Raw genomic sequence first — 20,725 nt, 5'->3', positions numbered from 1 at the left:
GTGCTTACGTCCCGCTTGACCCAGAATATCCAAGTGAACGTTTGAGCTTGATGTTAGAAGATGCTCAAGTTGGGGTACTGTTGACCCAACAACAATTCATTGATAGGCTACTACAACATCAAGGAAAGCTTATCTGTTTAGATAGCGACTGGCAGAGCATTCAACAACAGCGCCAAGATAACGTCAGCAATAGCGTAACTGCTGACAACCTCGCTTATGTCATTTACACGTCCGGTTCTACAGGAACACCAAAAGGGGTAGCCGTTGGTCACTCGGCGGTGAATCGACTAGTGTTGAACACCAACTATATACAGTTACAGCCTAACGACAGAGTTGCTCAAGCTGCGAACATTGCTTTCGATGCTGCTACCTTTGAAATTTGGGGAGCGCTTCTTAATGGGGCTAGGCTGGTGGGAATTAGTCAAGAGGTAGTTCTTTCACCCCAAAAATTTGCTGCGCACATCCAGCAAACAGAAATTAGCGTATTGTTCTTAACAACAGCCTTATTCAATCAAATAGCTAGTTTTGAACTACAGGTATTTAATTCTCTTAGATGTCTATTGTTTGGTGGGGAGACAGTTGACCCCAAATGTGTTAGACAAGTACTCCAGAATGATTCTCCACAAAAATTACTTCATGTGTATGGGCCTACGGAGAATACCACCTTTTCTTCTTGGTATTTGGTACAGGAAGTACCAGCCAACGCTATTACTATCCCCATCGGTCGCCCAATAGCTAATACCCAGCTTTACATCTTAGACCAATATCTACAACCAGTACCCGTAGGTGTTCCAGGAGAACTGCACATAGGTGGTGTAGGGTTAGCAAGAGGCTATCTCAATCGTCCTGAGTTAACCGAAGAGAAATTTATCCCCAACCCCTTCAACAATTCAAAATTATATAAAACTGGGGATTTAGCAAGGTATTTACCAGATGGCAACATTGAATACTTAGGACGCATTGACAATCAGGTTAAAATTCGTGGTTTCCGCATTGAATTGGGAGAAATTGAAGCGGTACTGAGTCAACATCCCCAAGTTCAATCAGTTGTTGTCACAGCTAGAGAAGATAATCCAGGGGAAAAACGCTTAGTTGCTTACATTGTGCCACAACAGCAACCAGCACTCAGCATCAGCGAACTCAGGCAATTTCTGAAGACAAAACTGCCCCAGTACATGATTCCTGCGGAAATATTAATTTTAGAATCTCTGCCATTGACACCCAACGGCAAAATAGACCGCCGTGCTTTGCCTGCACCGGATACAAACAACCTCGCTATGCAAGCTAGTTTCATCCCACCCCTTGATCTCGTGGAACAGAAATTGGCACAAATTTGGGCAGAAGTCCTGAAAGTTTACCCTGTTGGTGTAAAGGATAACTTTTTTGACCTTGGAGGTCATTCTCTTTTAGCTGTGCAACTAATGGCTCACATTGGGCAGCAATTCAATAAAAATTTACCCTTAGCAATACTCTTCCAAAACCCAACTATTCAGCAATTAGCTAATGTTCTCCGTCAACCGATAGATGCGTTCGATTGGTCTCCTGTAGTCCCTATTCAACCTAATGGTTCCAAGCAGCCTTTCTTCTGCTTGCCTGGGGCTGGTGGTAATACCATTTATTTGTACCATCTGGCATATTATTTAGGTAAAGACCAACCATTTTATGGACTGCAATCACTCGGTCTTGATGGGGAATCAAAGCCGCACACAAGAATCGAGGAGATGGCAGCTTATTACATTGAAGCAATACAGACCATTCAACCCAATGGGCCATACTTTTTAGGCGGTCATTCCTTCGGAGGTATGGTAGCTTTTGAGATGGCAAATCAGTTACAGAAGCAGGGATATGAGGTTGCTTTAGTAGCTATTTTAGACTCTGGTGCGCCAGGCTGTATCCATGATGAACTAGTTGTTGATGGCGTTGATGATACCAGATGGCTGACCAAAATTGCCACCTTGTTTGAAAACTTCTACGGAAAGAGCTTGAATGTATCCGATGAAACTCTCAAATTACTAACGCCATACGAGCAATTAAATTATTTTAAGGAGCAGTTACAAAGTGTCAATTTACTGCCTCCTGATGTCGGACTCAAACAACTTTGTGGTTTGATAGAGGTTTTCAAAACTAATCATCAAATTGCTTATGTTTATATCCCACAGGTAATTTATCCTGGTCATATTAAATTTTTCAAAGCTAGTGAGATTGATGCTGTTAGTAATACAAACTCTGAGATTTTCCAAGAAATAGGATTAGGGTGGAACAAGTTTTCTGCTCAATCTATAGATATCCATTACGTACCAGGTAATCATCTCACAATGTTGAATGAACCTCATGTGCAGTTTTTAGCAGAACAGATCAAAATTTGCATTGAGCAAGCAAAGCTAGATTATTGAAGGGCTTTGATCAGTTAGAGAACCCATTTGACATCTTAGGAAGAGTCTGCAAGCCTCTTAATCATTAGCCTGATGAAGCAGAGATTGAGTTTGGCAGTGGCACCAATCAGGGTTCGTTCAAAGTTCTTAACCAGAATTTTACAATGCTCCATCCAAGCATTGGAGCGCTCAATCACCCATCTGACTACTGCCGGAACAAATCCACATTTTCCTTGTGCTACTTTCTCTTGTTTTGAGGGTTTCGTAGAAAGTTGAAACTGGATTTTGGTCTGTACCGAATGGTACTAAGAAAAGCCGAAATGCTTGTGGTTTAAGCCGTTTGCAATTGCTTGCGTAATTCATGCCGGGATTTGGTCATCAAGGGGTAAATTTTGGGGCGACGTTTACGGACTCGTGGTTCATTTCTAGCCGGGCGGTTAGGAACAGCCTTGTGAGCAATAACTTTTAGTAAAGTGCGATAAATTCGGAAACGTTTTGTTGAAGTTGCTGCTAATAATTTGGGAATAAAGTTAATTAAATGGTGGCGAGTACCTTGGAGATTTATTATCCCTGTGCGGATGAATCGGCAAGGAATCCCTCAAATTTATCGGTATTTTCGGACTGTGAAACTTATGCGTTCTTTGAATAATCAAGCTTTTCCCAAAAATCCGGTGAAGATTAATAAGATGGGGGAAGTTGTTGTACAAAAATTGAAGACAAAATCTAAGATTGACTAATTATTGTCATCTTGTAGCTTTTCCTGAGATTTCTGATCGTTCTGGGGTTGATTATCAGTTGGTGAATTTTGCTTTTCCAGTGTTGGTACTACTACAGCCGAAGGATCTGACTGTTTGGATTCTGTAGGTGGCGCTGTTGGTATAACCACAGAATTTGACGGAATCACTCGTTGAGGGGGAGCAGAATTCTGATTAGATGTGGGTGAGTTATTTTCTGGCAATGGTGCGGGGGAAGCACTCCGAGATGAGCGGATTGCCCTTAGTTTCTCCACTAACGAGGGTGTGGGGAAAACGCTAGGTGATGGTGCGGATTGCTCCAAATCGCCGCGTTGTGATTCTTGTGTGGGGCTGCTGGGAGTTTCTTGGGGGGAAGAACGACGATTACGCCGGCGCTGCTTGGAATTAGAAACAGGTGGTGATTCGGTTCTTGAGGTGGTTTCACCATTCTCCAAGCTAGGTGCTTTCGCACCTGATTCTTGAGTTGGCTGTTCAAAAAGTGGCTTTGCAGTTGGCTGCGGCTGAGATTTGGGTAAGATGCTAGTGATACCAAAGCCTGCTGTAGCAGCAACCAGGGCTACACCGATAGCAATCAATATTGATGAGCCAGGTTTTTTAGTCAGTACATTTTCCTTGGCAATACCTGGATTGGGCTGCGCCAACACAGATGAGTTATGAAAGCGATTTTGGGCAGTTTTACCCAGCACAGTTGCAGCTTGTTGGGCAGATAAATTAACAGTTGGGACTGCATAAGTTGTTAAGGCTTGCGGTGACAGATTCGCCTCATTTCCAGGTAAAAGTTGTAACCACTCGGCAACTGTCGCTGGCCGAAAACGAGACTCCACCGCCATCCCGCGCATTACTGCCTGGTTGACAGCAGCACTCAAGTGTGGTTGCAGTTCGCGGGGGGAAGGCATTTGTTCGCGATCGCGCAATAATGCTGGTATAGGTACTTGTGCTGTCAATAATGCATACAAGGTAGCGGCTAAACCATAAACATCGGTGGCGGGTGTGCGCGGCGCTTGTGTCAAATACTGCTCAATTGGAGAATAACCTTCAGAAACCAAACCAGTATGAGTCTGTCTGACACTGCCATTAAATTCCCTGGCAATGCCAAAATCAATTAATACTACTTCCTGGGTTCCAAGGCGTTGAATAATGTTATCTGGTTTGACATCCCGGTGTAGCAAACCATTGTTGTGTACTACCTGCAAGGCTGCCCCAATTTGCCGGATATAATGGATTGCTGTGGCTTCAGGTAAGGTTATTCCTGGTAATACAAATGCGTCTCCCAAGGTTTCGCCACGAATGTATTCCATCACCATGTAAGGCAGTCCGGCTTCTACAAAAAAGTCACTGACTCGGACTATATTTGGGTGGATACACGTAGCTAATCGTCTGGCTTCATCTTGGAATTGGCGCTCGAATTTCGCAAAATCAGGATGTTGTTGCAGCCGTTCATTGATGGTTTTCATCACTACCTCCTGGCCCAAATAGTGATGGGTAGCTTTAAACGTAATCCCAAAGCCACCCCGCCCTATTTCTTGAATTAGGGTATATTTTCCATCCTGCAAAATTGTGCCTGCTAACATAAAGAGTCCTGATTCCTGACTGAGCAGATAAGTAGCGATTCCTGAGTCTTGAGGGATTCCCAAGAAATTTTCCCATATTTTATAGAGTAGGGTTTGTGCCTGTCTATTTTACGAGATGATTTAGTTGTTGAAACTCTCCAAGTGAAAAAGACCTCCGAGCGATCGCAAGAGTTCTATCTTTTTCAGATGATAACGCGAGAGTCAAGAAATCCTGAACTAGGAAATAGGCTCAAAACCGACAGTTTTAACTAATGTTTTTTCAGTTTTTGTAATAAATCCGGTTAAAATCGCTGACCTATACCTAAATTCACTTTGCTTTCTCCCTGGTCATTAATGCCATACATAATCAGCCCGAATTAAGCCTAGTGGTGAATTTAAGCGCACTCCAGCCCCATAACCTGGTTTGTCTCTTCCACCCGCCGGATCTCCTAATACAGTATCACCTGAGCCTAAGTCAGAAGCAAAATCAGCAAATAATACACCCCCGACGATTGGTAAGACGGGAAAACGATATTCTGCGGAAGCTTAATACCGCCAACATTCTGATCTTGATAGCTGATTGTACCTACCAAACCCCGATCGGCATTATAACTCCCGCCCAAGTTAACACCACGCGCCCCAGTTTCTTTGAGTTGATAGACTAAATCAAGTTTTGTCCCATCTCCTTGTAAGGCGACATTCACAGTTTCAAATAAACCAGTCCGATATAGCTGCTGGATGTCTTGTTTAACTACATTTTCTTGGAAAATTTGACCAGGTTCAAGTTTGAGTTGCTGTTGCAAAAAATCTGCTTTGGTGCATCCTCCGACGGGATTACCCTTGCTGTCAACGGTTTTGCCCTCGTCGTTGACAAAGCGAAATTTGATCTCACTCACCAAGCCTTCAGCATCCGTGCGGGAGTGTCTTCAATTATCGCAGGTTTTGCAGTTGGAGTAACGGTTTTAGCAGATGCAGCCGTTGCTTGCTAAGTGGCATTCGCAGCAGCTAAAGTAGCTAAAGTAAAATTGCAGTAGCAGAAACTCGCATAATATTTAACCTAATTAACTGGGAGTTATATTAATTTTGGATTTTAGATTTTGGATTAAAATACTTGACTAAAAAGCTGTTCCAAGAATTTTAAACAATACATCCTTTCCCAATTTGGTGTTATTTGTAAGAAAGTAAATAAATAGCGATAATACTAACTTCCAGCTTGTTCACCAATTTTACTTTATACTTCTTACCCAAAGAGACAGTGAATTTTGATATTTTGTTTCTATGAATAATATATCCCGCTCATCTTTAGCTTCTAACTCCCTATCTGGAATTTCTCCTTTGCGGTTACTTGTATTAAGTAATGGTCATGGGGAAGATGGGATTGCAGTTCGGATTTTGGAAGAACTCCAACAACAATCAAACCCACCAGAGATATTTGCTTTACCTCTGGTGGGCGAAGGACGTGCTTATCAACAGTTGGATATACCTCTTATTGGTTCAGTCCGTACTATGCCTTCTGGCGGCTTCATTTATATGGATAACCACCAATTAGCACGGGATGTACGCGGTGGTTTATTGCAACTTACCCTCAGCCAGATTAAAGCTGTCCGCCGATGGGTAAGTTCTCAAAAAAAATTAGGTAATAAAAGAGCGATTTTAGCTGTGGGAGATATTGTCCCCCTGTTATTTGCAACTTTTAGTGGTGCTAATTATGCTTTTGTGGGTACGGCAAAATCTGAATATCATGTGCGCGATGAAGCTGGATTATTACCACGAAAATCTAAAGATGCGCGTTGGGAAAACTTTTCTGGTTCAGTTTACCATCCTTGGGAACGTTGGCTAATGAGTCGTCGTCGTTGTAAGGCGGTGTTCCCTAGAGATGCGCTGACGACGGAAACATTAAAACAATGGCCAATTCCCGCTTTTAATTTGGGTAATCCGATGATGGATGGTCTGCAACCAACCTTTTCGCGCCAACAATTTTATAGTCGGGATATTCAACAGCAAGAAACAGTTAGACCTTTGATGGTGACTCTTCTTCCTGGTTCGCGTACGCCAGAGGCATATAACAACTGGGAAACAATTATGATTGCCGTATCTGCGTTAATGGCAAGTTTCCAGGAGCGAGATTCTGTCTTTTACACTTCTGGCACAGTGGTGTTTTTAGGTGCGATCGCTCCTGGTTTAGACTCTAATATTTTATCCCAAAGTGTGCAATCTCAAGGCTGGCGCACGGAATCAGTATGTCCTATCAAAATTGCCGATCCAAATATCTTGACATTTAAACAAAGAGATGCATATCTACTGTTGACTCAAAAAGCTTATAACGATTGCTTGCATTTAGGAGATTTAGCGATCGCAATGGCGGGTACAGCCACAGAACAGTTTATCGGTTTAGGGAAACCTGCGATCGCGATTCCCGGTAATGGCCCCCAATATACTCCCGCCTTTGCTGAAGCTCAAAGTCGTCTTTTAGGCTCATCTTTAATTTTAATTGAGCAGCCAGTAGAAGTAGCGAAGGTTGTACAGTCTCTATTCAAAGATCCTGATATTTTGCATATTATTTCCGAAAATGGTATGCGACGTATGGGTAAACCAGGAGCCGCACTACGCATTGCAGAATGTTTACAGGAACGATTTTGAACAGATGTTTGTCATTTGTCATTAGTTATTAATTCTTTTCCCCCACTCCCTTATCTCTTCCTACTTCCTCATCTCCACTCAGCACTCAGCACTCATCACGCTACCAACCCAGAACGTAAGGCCCTCACAGCAGCCTGGGTACGGTCATCAGCACATAATTTATTTAGAATATTACGAACATGGGTCTTTACAGTACCAACTGTAATATATAGTTTCTCGGCAATTTGACCATTACTACAGCCAGCTACAATCAGCTCTAGAATTTCCAATTCCCGTTGAGTTAGGGGATATGTTTCCAAAACTTGCTCGTATTCTGATGCCAGCGCCTCAATTTTTACAGTCTTTGGCTTGTCAGAACCTTGGCTTTCTCCAGGAATACCTTGCCGCATCTTCCGCAATACCACATTGGCAATTGCCGGATCTATCCAAGAGTTACCGCCGTGAGTTGCTTGAATCGCTTCCGTTAATTTACTGATGCTTGTTTCTTTCATGTAATAAGAATCAGCACCCGCCGCGAAAGCTGCAAGTACAGCATCCTCTGTATGATCCATCGTCAGGATCAGAATCTTCGTTGACGTTTGCCCGCTTTCAGCTTGCTGGCGTTTGAATTTACGGGTTAGTTCAATGCCATCCATGTCAGGTAAACCAATGTCTACAACAGCTACATCTGGCTTTGCCGTTTCCAAAAGTTTTAACCCTTGAGTAGCATTTGCTGCTTCACCAATTACTTTCAAAGCACTATGAGACTGTAATGCCGCTCGTAGCCCCATTCGTGTTAAGTCATGATCTTCAATTAAAATAATGCTAATTTCATTCATTGCTACACTCGCTCTTACGCTGTTTGCATCTTTCAAGGTATTACCTTTTATAAGTTGCTATTTATTATTTTCCCAAACTCAAGATAGATGATTTTTAAAGCAGTCTGCATCCACCGATAGAAATAATAAATATCAGATTTATTCATATTTAGATAGAGGACATATCTAGCTGAAGATATATGGATACTTGGATAAAAAGTATGAAATATTGAGATAATGCAAAATTCATCTCCTCTTGCCCAAAATTTAGTTTTCAGTTGCCATGTAACATTAGTTAATTCTATTAATTTCTATAAAACTTTGCAAAAAGCTTAGAAAAATGGACAATCTACACCAGACCAAAGTTGCCTTCTGGGAGAATGAACGACGGTTTTGAGGGATTTTTTAGCAAATATCTTGGATTCATCAGGTTGATGGAGTCGATGGGCATTCTTGTGGAAGCTAATTAGACGGCGTTGAAATTTTATGTATATTTTGGTAATTTTTAGAATAGTGCAACACTGCGATCGCTGATAAAATTACCTACATTTAAGGAGGTAGGATTATTTAAAATTTATAGATATATATTGGCAGTATTTTCTGATTTACTTAGTCTAATCAATCTGAAGATTAAAACTGCTAAAGCTTATGGTACACGATAATGGTATGCAACTCTCACCAATGGCTGACGACGGTTGGTTGTTGACTCATTTACAATTGTCTTAAGCTTAGTAAAGTATTTTATTTGACTTAAATCAACCCCGTCTATTGTCTTCAGAGCAATAATTTTCGGTTTGTTAATAGATAATTTATTGGAAGCCATCTATTCTGAAACCCTTAACTTTATAGAGATGATAGCAAATCTCTATAAGTATTAGATATTGTATTGTGCGAAATACCTTAGTCAATCAAGTTACAGATTTTAGATGTCCGAAAATTTTATATTCTTTAGTTAGATAATCTGAAAAGAGAAATGATATACATCAACATCTGTTTGGCGGTAAAAATAAAAACCGATGAAAGAGACGCTGAAACTTTTGGTTGTAGACGATGACGAAGTAGACAGGATGGCAATCCGTCGCGCCCTGACTGAAGGAGGTGTGCAAATGGAACTGTCTGAAGTAAGTGATAGCAATGATGCATTTTCTGCCTTAAACACTACTGCTTATGACTGTATTTTCCTCGACTATCGCTTACCACTCCAAGATGGACTAACCTTAATTAAACAGTTACGTTCTTCGGAAATTAAAGTTCCTTTAGTAATCTTAACTGATCGAGGAGATGAAGAGATTGCTGTGCAATTAATCAAAGCTGGTGCTACAGACTATCTTTCTAAGTCTAGGATATCTCCAGAAAACTTGACACAGGTTTTGCGGAGTGCAATTCGGATTTATCGGGCGGAAATGCAAGCAGCTTTGGCACAAGAGGAACTCATTATTAAAATCCAGCAGTTGGAGAAACAACAGCAACAGATTCAAATGCAAAACTTCAAGCTATTGGAGACATCGCAGCTAAAATCACATTTTTTAGCCACTATGTCTCACGAACTTAGAACGCCGATGAATGCAATTATTGGTTTTTCGCAAATACTGCTGCGTCCGAAGTTTGCTCAACTAACTCACCAGCAAGCGGATATGGTTGAGCGCATCTTGAATAATGGAAAGCATTTACTGATGTTACTTAATGAAGTTCTCGACTTTTCCAAGCTGGAGGTAGGACGATTAGATTTAAAGGCGGAAAAATTTGATTTATCAAAGATAATAAATCTCGCTGTAGGTGAAATGCGTTCTCTAGCTGATGCCAAAAATCTATCATTGTTAGTGCAAACGAATTTGCAAAATCCTTTGGTTTTTAACGATCCTGTTCGGATCAAACAGATTTTACTTAATCTACTTTCCAATGCGATTAAGTTTACAGAGTCTGGTGAGATTTGGGTTGAGCTTCAAGAACTACCTGCAAATCGACTAGTAATTATTGTTAGGGATACAGGGATTGGCATAGCATCTAGAGATTTTAAACGTATTTTTGAAGCATTTAGACAAGTCGATCAAACTATTACTCGTAAATATCCAGGTACCGGTCTGGGTTTGGCAATTGTAGATTCCCTGGTGCGAATGATGGGTGGTAAAATTTTTCTTGAGAGCAAATTGGGCATTGGTTCAATGTTTAAAATTGAATTGCCACGTCAAATCGCATTAACGAATGTAGCAACCGAGGCTCGAATAGCGTTAGATGACAACGGAATTTTTTACTCTGCTAAAAATCCTCATCAGTCATTTTGTCAAGCTAGGCAAACACCAATAGGATATCCTAAATTTAAAATATAAATTACTTCCGAAAAACTAATAGAAATTGATAAATCATGTCTGTAGTTGAAAATAATAAAATTTATCGCATCCTCGCCGTTGACGACATTCAAGATAATCTTATTTTGGTTCAAACAATTTTAGAAAGTGAGGGGTATAAAATTGATTTAGCTTCAGATGGAATAAAAGCTTTACGGCAAGTTGAACAATCTCCACCCGATCTGATTTTGTTAGATGTGATGATGCCGGGAATAGATGGTTATGAAGTTACCCGTCGGATTCGGCAGAATCCTGCAATCTCTTATATTCCAATTCTGTTGATTACTGCCTTTCACGAATCCAGCGTTGTCGAAGGTTTGGATGTTGGTGCTGACGATTTTATTCGCAAACCATTTGATACTGATGAACTACTGGCAAGGGTGCGATCGCTATTACGTCTCAAGCACAGTCTAGACGAACAACAAAAAATGGCCCGTCAACGGGAAGACTTTGTTTCTCGTCTGACTCATGATTTGCGAACTCCCCTAGTGGCCGCCGATCGAATGTTGAATTTGTTTGAGATGGAAACATTCTGCAAAATTCCGCCGGAAATGAAACAGGCGATCGCAGTGATGATTCGCAGTAACCAAAATTTGATGGACATGGTGAATACTCTGTTAGAAGTCTATCGCTTTGAAGCAGGTAAAAAAACCTTGAATTGGGAAGAATGCAATTTACGTGAGATATCTCAAGAAGTAGTCGACGAACTAAGTCCTCTAACCATTGAAAAAGGTTTGACTCTGACAATAGACACCAGTAAATTAGACTCAGTGAGTAAAAATGCTGCTGTTATTATGGGCGATCGCTTAGAACTACGGCGAGTGGTAAACAATTTAATCGCAAATGCCATCAAATTTACAGATACAGGAGGCATAACAATCCGTATTTTTGAAACATCACCTCATCCAGGAAATCAAGATTCGGTAACAATTGAGGTAGAAGATACAGGATATGGGATTGCACCCGAAGATCGGGCAACAATTTTCGAGCGATTTCGCCAAGGCAAACATAAACGCTCTGGTAGTGGCTTAGGGCTACATTTATCTCACCGCATTGTCGAAGGCCACGCAGGAACTATCAATGTTGCCTCTGAAGTAGGTAAAGGTAGTTTATTTATTGTGCAACTACCTAAGAACATTTAAGCTTTTTCTTCAGTAACTAATGTTAAGCTAACCCATTCGCCTTTATCGTTATAGCTGCGAATCATCCTTTGGCGGAGGTTTGGCTGAATTAACCAACCCGCTTCTAAGAATAAGGATTGACGTAATAGCACCTTGAGGGGAGAAGTAACAGAAGCGCCATCAGGTAAGAATAATACTTGTACTTGCTTTTCGGGATCTTGGTCAAAGAGAATAATGGAACCTTTGATAGTAGCAGTTGAGGTAATTGTGCGTTCCCCAAAAGAGGTACTTTGAATTAATCGCCCAGCATCATCAAGTTGTATTTTCAAAGTTGTAGAGTAAATATCAGGCGATCGCAAATCTCGATAGATTGTCACTGCTTCTCCTCGCCATTCTCCCAACAAATCATTTATTTGCAAGGGTGGACGTTCTGTTGCTGGGGTTCCAGCTAGATGTTCTCGAATCAGAGTTAGTGCATTGAGATGACCGTTTTTATCAAACAGTTGTACCAGACGTAAGCGGCGATTTTCATGAACAAAAGCGAGTTCTGCACCAAATTCGGAAAATGGCCCTAGCTGAATTAAACCTTCAGAAAATGAACCATTTTCAAAAAATAGCAGACCTCCTCCCACAGACATAAATTCTCTGATTACATCATCCTTTCCCGAACGGCTCAAAGTTAGTCGCACTGTCTGGTTATTATTCAAACCTTCCAGGGAAAGACGGCTAGAAGTATCGTTTAGAAGCGTACCTTGGGGAGAAAAATTGGTAAATGAACCTTCCCATACACCAAGATTTTGCAGAAAACATTCCCATTGCGATTTCATAACTATTTTGTCATTGGTTATTGGTCATTTTTCATTTGTCATTTGATTAGCCCTGCTAAGTTGATATGTAAGAGGATATTTTAAAAGTGGTTGGCTGTAATTTTAGGCACTTGTTGATCCCCCCAACCCCCCTTAAAAAGGGGGGCAAAGTCTCTAAAAGTCCCCCTTCTTAAGGGGGATTTAGGGGGATCTAAAACGTTTTGTTACCGACCAGAGGACTTTTAAAACATCCTCTAAGTTTAATTTCATATTCATTCAATCCAAAACTTCAGTTGTTCATTTAAAATTTTGAAAATTCCAAATGTTCAAAGGACAAATACCAATGACAAATGACAAATGACTAATTTTTAGCAAAACGTCGGACTGCAAATAAGCTTCCCATTAATCCTACAGTTGCACCGAAACTCAAGAGAATTAAGGGTAATAGTAAAACTTGGGTTGGAGTGAGTTGCACGCCGTTGGTGATAAATTGAATAAATTCAGGTTGATTGGCTAGCAATTTAGCGATAAACTGTTGAATCACAGAAATAAAACTCCAAGCGATCGCACCACCAACTAAACCAAAAGCAATTCCTTGTAAAATAAATGGTAGGTAAATCCATGCAGAAGTTGCTCCTACCAGTTGCATAATTTCAATTTCTTGTCGTCGCGCCATGACAATCAGCCGAATTGTGGTTGTAGTCACTGCGATCGCTGTTAAGGTCAAAATAATCGTAATTGTTAAAGTAATCCAGTTCAGCCCCCGGTGCAGCTGGGCAATGCGTTTAACTGCTTCATCAATATATTCCACCGTCTCAACTCCCGGCAATTTAGCCAGTTGCGTTGCTAAACCTGGTACAACCTGAGAATTACGCGCTTTCACCTTCATCTCATCAACTAAAGGATTCTCACCTAGCTGCTGGGTAGCGCCCTCAATATCAGAGATTTTCATTTCTTTAACTAACTTAGTCCAAGCTTGCTCTTTGGTAATGCTTTGCATCGCCGCGACCTCTGGCATTTTAGCAATCAGTGGCTCAATATTTTCGGCCCGTACATCCGGTTCGAGATAAACTGATACTTCTAGCTGGCTACCGAACTGATAAAGGAGTTTTTCAACTTGCCAAGAGGTTTGCAAACTCAAACCAAATAAAAACAGTAACACCGTAACAGTACTTACAGCCGCCCAATTCATCCAACCTCCCCGCAATAAACCCAGGAAAGTTTCTTTGAGCAAGTAGTCAAGTTTCGTGAAAGACTTAAACATAATTCGTAATTCGTAATTCGTAATTAATAATTCCCATTCCCAATTCCCAATTCCCAACTTGATAGAATAAAAATACTACGAATTTTCACCATCTAGCCATTGAGACTCATGCCCTCTGAAATTGCTGTAGAGAAAAAAAAGTTAAAAAATCCACCTTTGGAGCTTCATTATTTAGGCGATCGCGTGCTACGTCAAGCTACAAAGCGGATTTCTAAAGTAGATAACGAACTTCGCCAAATGGTGCGTGAAATGCTGCAAACTATGTACAGCAAAGATGGCATTGGTTTGGCTGCCCCCCAAGTGGGAATTCACAAACAACTAATTGTCATCGACCTGGAACCAGAGAATGCAGCTAATGCGCCTTTGGTGTTGATTAACCCCACTATTAAACAAGTCAGCCGCGACATCTCTGTTGCCGAAGAAGGATGCTTGAGCATTCCCAACGTATATCTTGACGTAAAGCGTCCCGAAGTCGTGGAAATCGCCTATAAAGACGAATACGGTCGTCTTCGGACATTAAAGGCTAACGACCTTTTAGGACGCTGCATTCAGCACGAGATGGATCACCTCAACGGTGTGCTATTTGTAGACCGTGTAGAAAACTCCTTGACTTTAGCCCAGGAGCTATCTAAGAATGGCTTCTCGTATCAAGCGGTGAAACCAATAGCATAGGGGGCTAGTAGTGTATTTAACTCCAAAAAGCAGTTTATTTCTGGGTGGTTCTTGTGTAAGTGCGATCGCAGCTGTCGGTTCGATTTTTGAACTCAGTTACGGACGACCAGATTTGGGTTTCCAAGTCACGGCAATTATCCTCGCATTGAGCATTCCACTCACCGGATTCTTTTTCTTTGCCGCAGTCAAGGACGCAAGGGCTAACATGAAGTAAGCATCAGGTACATAAAAAAGGTAAAAGGGTGAATTGAAAAGGCAAAGTTCATTCTTTTACCTTTTATTTTTATAAATGAAGGCAGGGGGCAGAGGGCTGTTTTCCTCCAATCCCCAGTCCCCAATCCCCAATCCCCAATCCCCAATCCCCAATCCCCAGTCCCCTTCAATCTCGATCTTCCACTGCCCCTAAAGCTTTCAGCGTTACTAACTGCGCTGTGGTTAACCCCGTTACCCCCGTGATATTCATTTTTTCGTAGGGTCTTGGCGATCGCAGTGTTTTTATGCACTCACCTGTCAATACATCCCAAAGCTTAATTGTCTCATCTTGACTACCACAAATTAGGGTTTGACCATCGGGACTAAAGGCAACTGATCTGACCCAGTTCGCTCCCTGCAAGCTTTTGAGACATTTACCCATATAGACATCCCATAATTTTACTGTTTGGTCTTCACTGGCACTAGCTAAAGTCTGACCATCGGGACTAAAGGCAACTGACCAGACGCGATTAGTATGTTCTTGTAAAGTTGTCAGACACTTACCCATTTGGACATCCCATAATTTCACCGTTTGGTCATCACTGCCACTAGCTAAAATATGACCATCGGCACTGAAAGTAACTGACCTGATCCGATTACCATGTCCCTGCAAAATTTTCAGGCATTGTCCCGTGTGGATATCCCATAACCTGACTTTTTGATTTTCACTGCCACTAGCTAAAGTTTCACCATCAGGGCTAAAGGCAACCGATCTTACCCAACTGGTATGCCCTTCCAAAGTTTTGAGGCATTGTCCAGTTTGAACATCCCATAATTTCACCGTTTGATCGTCACCGCCACTAGCTAAAATTTGACCATCAGGACTGAATGCAACCGATCTAATCCGATTAGTATGTTCCTGTAACCTTTTGAGGCATTTTCCGGTTTGGACATCCCATAATTTGACTGTTTGCTTTTCACTGCCGCTAGCTAAAATTTGACCATTGGGACTGAAAGCAAGCGATCGCACCCAACTATTATGCCCTTCCAAAGTTTTGAGGCACTTATCGTTACGGACATCCCATAATTTCACCGTTTGCTTTTCACTGCCGCTAGCCAAAGTTTGACCATCGGGACTGAAAGCAACTGACCGAATTCGATTGGTATGCCCCTGCAAAGTTTTCAGACATTTTCTCGTGTTGACATCCCATAACTTCACCGTTTGGTTTTCACTACCGCTAGCCAAAGTTTGACCATCGGGGCTGAAAGCAACTGACATGACCCGATTACCATGTCCCCGCAATCTTTTGAGGCATTTTCCCGTGTTGACATCCCATAACTTCACTATTTGGTCGTCACCACCGCTAGCCAAAATTTGACCATCAGGGCTGAAGGCAACCGACCAGACCCGATTGGTATGTCCCAGCAAAGTTTTGAGGCATTTTCCTGTGTGGATATCCCATAACTTTACTGTTTGGTCGTCACTGCTACTCGCTAAAATTTGACCATCAGGGCTGAAGGCAACTGACCTGACCCAATTGCTATGTCCCTGCAAGATTTTGAGGCATTCTCCGTTGCTGACATCCCATAACTTTACTGTTTGCTTTTCATTAGCACTAGCTAAAATTTGACCATCGGGACTGAAAGCAACCGATCTAACTCTATTGGTATTTCCCTGCAAGGTTTTGAAGCATTTTCCCGTGTGGAGATTCCATAGCTTCACTGTTTGGTCTTCACTGCCACTAGCTAAAATTTGACCATCGGGACTGAAGGCAACTGACCTAACCCAATTACTATGTCCCTGTAAAGTTGTGAGGCATTTACCGTCTTGAATATCCCATAACTTTACTGTTTGGTCATCACTGCCACTAGCTAAAGTCTGACCATCGGGACTAAAGGCGACTGATTTTACCGAACCGCTATGTCCAGTACAAGTAAAAAGTAGCTTTCCGTCTTCAACTTGCCATAAGTAAGTCTTACCATCGGCATCACCCGTAGCTAAAAGTTTCCCATCTGGGCTAAATGCCACTGACGAAATACTAACTAATGTTTCTGCAAAAACGGACTTAGCTAAATCAGCTTTAGCAAAACTCACCCGATGCAAATTCACGCTTTGTAAATATGCTTGCCAAATAGTCAGATTAGAAAAGTCATAGCCGCTTAAATCAATTTGTAGTTGACAAAGCATATTTAGCAGATTTCCACCTGCATATCCTGCCACTTGTGGAGATTTTTTTTGCAGATCAAATAAAATTTCAGATAGATGAGTTTCCAGATTTTTAGGAAATCGATAAATAGTTGATAGCCTATCTATAACCTGCTTAAGAATAAGGGTAATTTGAGTATTGCGAATATAATCTTTAGCTGTAGCTTCCATTAAAGCATGGCTCATAAATAATTTCATTTCACCAGTAGTAATTTCCTGACAAACCTGTTCAATTAATCGGTCAGTCATATATTCCATCACCACGGACTGGAGGGTGAAAAGTGCGGTTCTTTGCTCAATTAGCGATCGCCTCCGTAGTGACTCTAACGCCTCGATTACTTCCCTTTTGGGCAAAGGACGCACAATATCATCTAGCAATTCTTCCAAAGAAACTAACTCGCGCTTGATTGCTAGCCAATAAATTATTTCTTGTTCTGTCTCTGACAATCGCTCAAATTGTTGGTCTAATAAATTTCGGGTGTCGCCAAAAATTATCTCTCCTTCAGCAAGAAAGGCAGCGATATCACCACCAAATAACTCCCGAATCGGCTCAGAAACGAGTTTCAAAGCCAAGGGATTACCCGAATATTTTTCAATCAGCTTGGCCGATTCCTGCTGTGAACCAAATAACCCTTTATCTTGGAGAATTTCTTGTGCTTCTGTTTCTCCCAAGCCGAGTAAAGACAATGTTCTGACTGGTGATGCTTTCCCCTCTAAAGGGGCAAATTCTTTTGGTTTTTCTCTGGAAGTCAACACTAAGCAGCTTTGATGGGTTTCTTCGCCTATGCGTTGGAGTAGTTGACTATAATCTTGATATTCTTCTTGATATTCTCCGGCGCGATCGCCTTCTTGTAAAATTGTCTCTACATTATCTAATACCAAAAGACAACGATGCTCTCGTAAATAATTAATCAGCAGCGTTACTCTACCATCCACTGTTTCTGGTAACTCCGTTTCTCTCTCGTCAGATAAAAAACGGATCAGGTTTGCCACCATCTCTGATGCGGGTGGCGCATTGCGGAGACTTCGCCAAATCAGATATTCAAAATTATCTTGAACTTGTTTTGCTAATTTCACAGATAAGGCAGTTTTACCAATTCCACCCATACCCAATATTGCCACCATCTGGCAGTTATCCTCAATTAGCCACTGGGTTAGCTGAGATAATTCTGCTACACGTCCATAAAAAACGCAGATACCAGGCGCTTGTCCCCAGTCTTGGCGGTTTTCGGCGATGGGTTTATCATTCAGTGAAGATACTTGATATTCGGATTCGATAACTTGTTGTAACTTAGTGAGCTTACCTGGCCCGCTACCAGTAACACTAAATTTTTTGTAAACTTCGCTTAATCTTTTGCGTACAGCCTCGGCGCTAATAGTCAATTCTTTAGCGATCGCACTTGGCGATTGTCCCTGAACAGCATATAAAAAGACCTCTACCTCGCTGGGAGACAAGCAATGTTTTTGGGCTAAAGCTAAAAGAACTTTTTCAGAAATGACACTCATACTCAGACTCATACTCATTACAGACCAATGCTAACTCACTAGGTGAGATAACACGAACGCCAAAAGTGAGCATTTATCTAAGACTTCAGCCTCGTTTATTGCATTTTATCTAGTTAAATAATTTTCTCTATAGTTTACCTTGACCTAAGTAACTAAGTTACTTTATAGTGAGTTCAGTAGCCTGAAAAAGTAACTTAGTAAGGTTGCGGACAAAAAAAGAAACTTAGTGAGTCTTGACTTACGCAATAACTTTTTGAAACTTTGATTCCGACGATTGTCTACGAGAGGCTTGTCTGCGACATGCAGCGCGGACACCTAGATGAATGGGAACGCCTTCAGCGAATATGTCCTCTGTTATATTTCATAATTTTGCGTAAGTCCTGTGAGTAAGAAGTAAAGGCTGAAAGCGTCGATTCTGAAAAAAGCAAACATCAAAATTGTCTGCAAGAATTGCGAGGGTTCAATGCGCGTAGTGCGCTTTATGTGCGATTACGGGCATTGAACGCCTGATTTTGATATCAAGATTGCCCCGGCAATTGATTAAGGAGCTTAATTTTTCATTATCTGTAAATATCAAGACCACCTTCGTTGACATTCCAACTCTAACTCTTAAGTAGGACTGTTGTTTAGCTTGACTTGGTGGGATGAACACTGTGGGTATTAGCTGTTTCCTTAGTGTGGTCGGGGAGGCAAGCGCTACCTGCTACCTAGATTCAACTTTCAAAACAGGAAAAAAACTATGAAACCCAGTCTTAAAGACAACGATAATTTTCTGTTCAGATGGTTTTGCAGAGGACTGAAGTATTTTCTGCTAGCGCTGCTAGGCGTTGCAATCGCCTTTGTTGTGTCTCAAACTTTTCGGGCTGACATCATAGTTGGGATACTTTTATCCCAATTTCTCTGGATATGGATTGCGAGAATAGCAATTTCTCTAGTCTGCCTATTTGCGATCGCCATGATTATTGAGTCTTGGAGTTAATAGAACAAAGGTTTCTATTCAAGGCTCACCGGCATATTTTGACATCGTTAAAATGGCTATGGCTTACAGCTATGGCTCCATCAAGTCCAAGGAAAAACGAGACATTCAAATCACCAAGAGGAGGCGGATGATGACGAGTTGAAATAACAACTAGGGCGAAGGTCATTCGCGGCTACACAAACAAAATTCGCCTCATCGGACAACTGTTTGAGCCTATGGAGGTGGGTAAAGTCTCGTGTAGACGCGGTTTCCAACTGCCCTTTTTACCTTAAGACTTCTAAAATAGAAGAATGCTGTTAACTCCTACTCAACTACTGCGACTGTCTCAAGGACAACTCAACTTACTAGAAGTTTGTCCGCGTAAATTTCAACATACCTATCTCGAAAAACTCAATTCGCCCTCAAATCCAGAACAAGAAGAACGGCAAACTTTGGGTAGTCGTTTTCACTTGCTAATGCAGCAGCGAGAAATGGGTTTACCAATTGATGGTTTTTTGGAAGCAGATGCTAAACTCCACAGTTGGATGCTAGCTTTTGCCGATGCAGCCCCAGAAATTTTAACGCCTGCATCTGATAATCAAACTTTCCGTGAGAGTGAACACTATCGAACTCTACAAGTTCAGGATTATTTGCTGACGGTTGTCTATGATTTATTGATTGCAGATAACCAACAAGCGCAAATTCTCGACTGGAAAACTTATCCGAAACCACCCAATAAACGCAATTTAGAGTCAAACTGGCAAACACGGCTTTATCTATATGTATTGGCAGAAACTAGCGATTATTCGCCAGAAAATATTTCGATGATTTATTGGTTTGTCCAATCTGAGGGTAAACCGCAGAATATTAAATTTAATTACAATACTGTTCTACATACACAAATAGCCAAGAAACTTAATCAACTATTAAATCAGTTAACTAATTGGCTAGAAAATTACCAAAATAACCAGCAGTTTCCTCAAGTGGTGGAAGGTAGTAAAACCTGTGATTATTGTCAGTTTGCCAAACGGTGCGATCGCGATCGCATACAAGTGAATGAAGAAGCAGTGAAAGACTCATTGCCAAATTTTGACAGCATTCAAGAAGTCTCACTTTGATTTTATCCTGTATCTCATGGAAACTTAAAAAGTAATATAAAGTCCTTTTTGTAAATCTAAAGCATTTGAAAGCATTTTCATTGCAAGAACTAGACTCGGTAAATGTTCGTTTTTTTCGTTCAATAATAAATTAAGCAAATCCCAGTTCTTATTAACTTGCTCAAGAGATATCACAACTTCTAATTTTTTAACCGTAAAGGTTTTGGCAATACTCGCCAGCATCTTTTCTTGTCGATGAATCTAAGCAAACATGAATATTATGGCAAATTGATGGATTACGAACACCAAAAAGCTGAAAGAGCAGGTTACAAGCGATCTCGTCCGGCAATTCGCGCCCGTAAAGCTGATAGCGTCGCTAATGAAGTAATCCTCAATCCTCTAGTAAGTGAATCTCAAACAACTGAGGATCAATCCCCGATTTAA

The 20,725-nt window shown here is 41.3% G+C and carries 15 protein-coding genes and 2 pseudogenes; 9 read left to right on the top strand and 8 right to left on the bottom strand.

Going from position 1 to position 20,725, the window contains the following annotated elements; all coding sequences use genetic code 11:
- Nucleotides 1-2,393 (top strand): non-ribosomal peptide synthetase (locus V7K38_RS08925; RefSeq protein WP_334857117.1); only part of this gene is annotated, 2,393 nt, incomplete at its 5' end.
- A 168-nt stretch (nt 2,394-2,561) separates the two neighbouring features.
- On the opposite strand, the gene V7K38_RS08920 is transcribed toward V7K38_RS08925, so the two are convergent.
- From V7K38_RS08920 to V7K38_RS08910, 3 genes and pseudogenes are all read right to left on the bottom strand, one after another.
- The gene (locus V7K38_RS08920) at nt 2,562-2,735 is read right to left on the bottom strand and encodes a hypothetical protein (protein WP_334857115.1); all 174 of its coding nucleotides are present in this window, start codon (nt 2,733-2,735) and stop codon (nt 2,562-2,564) included.
- Between the two features lie 370 nt (nt 2,736-3,105).
- Nucleotides 3,106-4,698, bottom strand: a complete 1,593-nt coding sequence (locus V7K38_RS08915) for a serine/threonine protein kinase (RefSeq protein ID WP_334857120.1) — start codon at nt 4,696-4,698, stop codon at nt 3,106-3,108.
- A 281-nt stretch (nt 4,699-4,979) separates the two neighbouring features.
- Nucleotides 4,980-5,585: pseudogene (locus V7K38_RS08910) on the bottom strand (BamA/TamA family outer membrane protein); the annotation flags it as partial.
- 370 nt (nt 5,586-5,955) lie between these two features.
- Between V7K38_RS08910 and V7K38_RS08905 the strand changes: the two are divergent.
- Nucleotides 5,956-7,317 (top strand): lipid-A-disaccharide synthase-related protein, encoded by a 1,362-nt coding sequence (locus V7K38_RS08905; protein WP_334857114.1) that lies wholly within the window; start codon nt 5,956-5,958, stop codon nt 7,315-7,317.
- A gap of 95 nt (nt 7,318-7,412) precedes the next feature.
- Here V7K38_RS08905 and V7K38_RS08900 read toward each other — a convergent pair whose 3' ends face one another.
- Complete coding sequence (locus tag V7K38_RS08900; RefSeq protein WP_094330507.1) at nt 7,413-8,135, bottom strand: response regulator transcription factor; 723 nt, start codon at nt 8,133-8,135, stop codon at nt 7,413-7,415.
- A gap of 995 nt (nt 8,136-9,130) precedes the next feature.
- Here V7K38_RS08900 and V7K38_RS08895 point away from each other — a divergent pair.
- Together V7K38_RS08895 and V7K38_RS08890 are read left to right on the top strand one after the other, a co-directional pair.
- A complete protein-coding gene (locus V7K38_RS08895) occupies nt 9,131-10,441 on the top strand; it encodes an ATP-binding response regulator (protein ID WP_334857112.1) in 1,311 nt (436 codons plus the stop codon).
- A gap of 35 nt (nt 10,442-10,476) precedes the next feature.
- Nucleotides 10,477-11,601 carry a sensor histidine kinase gene (locus tag V7K38_RS08890; protein ID WP_334857110.1) on the top strand — a complete coding sequence of 375 codons (1,125 nt, stop codon included), beginning with the start codon at nt 10,477-10,479 and terminating at the stop codon, nt 11,599-11,601.
- On the opposite strand, the gene V7K38_RS08885 is transcribed toward V7K38_RS08890, so the two are convergent.
- Both V7K38_RS08885 and V7K38_RS08880 read right to left on the bottom strand, forming a co-directional pair.
- Complete coding sequence (locus tag V7K38_RS08885; RefSeq protein WP_334857108.1) at nt 11,598-12,407, bottom strand: DUF3598 family protein; 810 nt, start codon at nt 12,405-12,407, stop codon at nt 11,598-11,600. The two genes, V7K38_RS08890 and V7K38_RS08885, sit on opposite strands and share 4 nt — an antisense overlap.
- Nucleotides 12,408-12,747: 340 nt before the next feature.
- Complete coding sequence (locus V7K38_RS08880) at nt 12,748-13,650, bottom strand: cell division protein FtsX (RefSeq protein ID WP_334857106.1); 903 nt, start codon at nt 13,648-13,650, stop codon at nt 12,748-12,750.
- Between the two features lie 108 nt (nt 13,651-13,758).
- Here V7K38_RS08880 and def point away from each other — a divergent pair, with 108 nt between their 5' ends.
- Nucleotides 13,759-14,322, top strand: coding sequence for a peptide deformylase (gene def, locus V7K38_RS08875; RefSeq protein WP_334857104.1), 564 nt, complete (start codon nt 13,759-13,761; stop codon nt 14,320-14,322).
- Nucleotides 14,323-14,332: 10 nt separating this feature from the next.
- Nucleotides 14,333-14,536 carry a hypothetical protein gene (locus tag V7K38_RS08870; RefSeq protein WP_334857102.1) on the top strand — a complete coding sequence of 68 codons (204 nt, stop codon included), beginning with the start codon at nt 14,333-14,335 and terminating at the stop codon, nt 14,534-14,536.
- Between the two features lie 165 nt (nt 14,537-14,701).
- Here the strand turns inward: V7K38_RS08870 and V7K38_RS08865 are convergent, their stop codons facing one another.
- Nucleotides 14,702-18,226, bottom strand: a complete 3,525-nt coding sequence (locus tag V7K38_RS08865) for an NB-ARC domain-containing protein (protein ID WP_334857101.1) — start codon at nt 18,224-18,226, stop codon at nt 14,702-14,704.
- 739 nt (nt 18,227-18,965) lie between these two features.
- On the opposite strand from V7K38_RS08865, the gene V7K38_RS08860 reads away from it, so the two are divergent.
- Both V7K38_RS08860 and V7K38_RS08855 read left to right on the top strand, forming a co-directional pair.
- Nucleotides 18,966-19,205: a hypothetical protein gene (locus tag V7K38_RS08860; RefSeq protein WP_334857100.1), complete on the top strand. Its 240-nt coding sequence runs from the start codon at nt 18,966-18,968 to the stop codon at nt 19,203-19,205.
- A 290-nt stretch (nt 19,206-19,495) separates the two neighbouring features.
- On the top strand, nt 19,496-20,302 hold the full coding sequence (locus V7K38_RS08855) for a PD-(D/E)XK nuclease family protein (RefSeq protein WP_334857099.1): 807 nt from the start codon (nt 19,496-19,498) through the stop codon (nt 20,300-20,302).
- A gap of 24 nt (nt 20,303-20,326) precedes the next feature.
- On the opposite strand, the gene V7K38_RS08850 is transcribed toward V7K38_RS08855, so the two are convergent.
- Entirely contained in the window at nt 20,327-20,524 is a 198-nt protein-coding gene (locus tag V7K38_RS08850) for a hypothetical protein (RefSeq protein ID WP_334857098.1), read from the bottom strand.
- On the opposite strand from V7K38_RS08850, the pseudogene V7K38_RS08845 reads away from it, so the two are divergent.
- A pseudogene (locus V7K38_RS08845) lies at nt 20,486-20,725 on the top strand (GNAT family N-acetyltransferase); the annotation flags it as partial. The gene V7K38_RS08850 and the pseudogene V7K38_RS08845 overlap by 39 nt on opposite strands.

Source organism: Nostoc sp. (assembly GCF_036917465.1).
Lineage (GTDB): Bacteria > Cyanobacteriota > Cyanobacteriia > Cyanobacteriales > Nostocaceae > Nostoc.
This window is presented reverse-complemented; position numbering and strand designations above follow the sequence as displayed.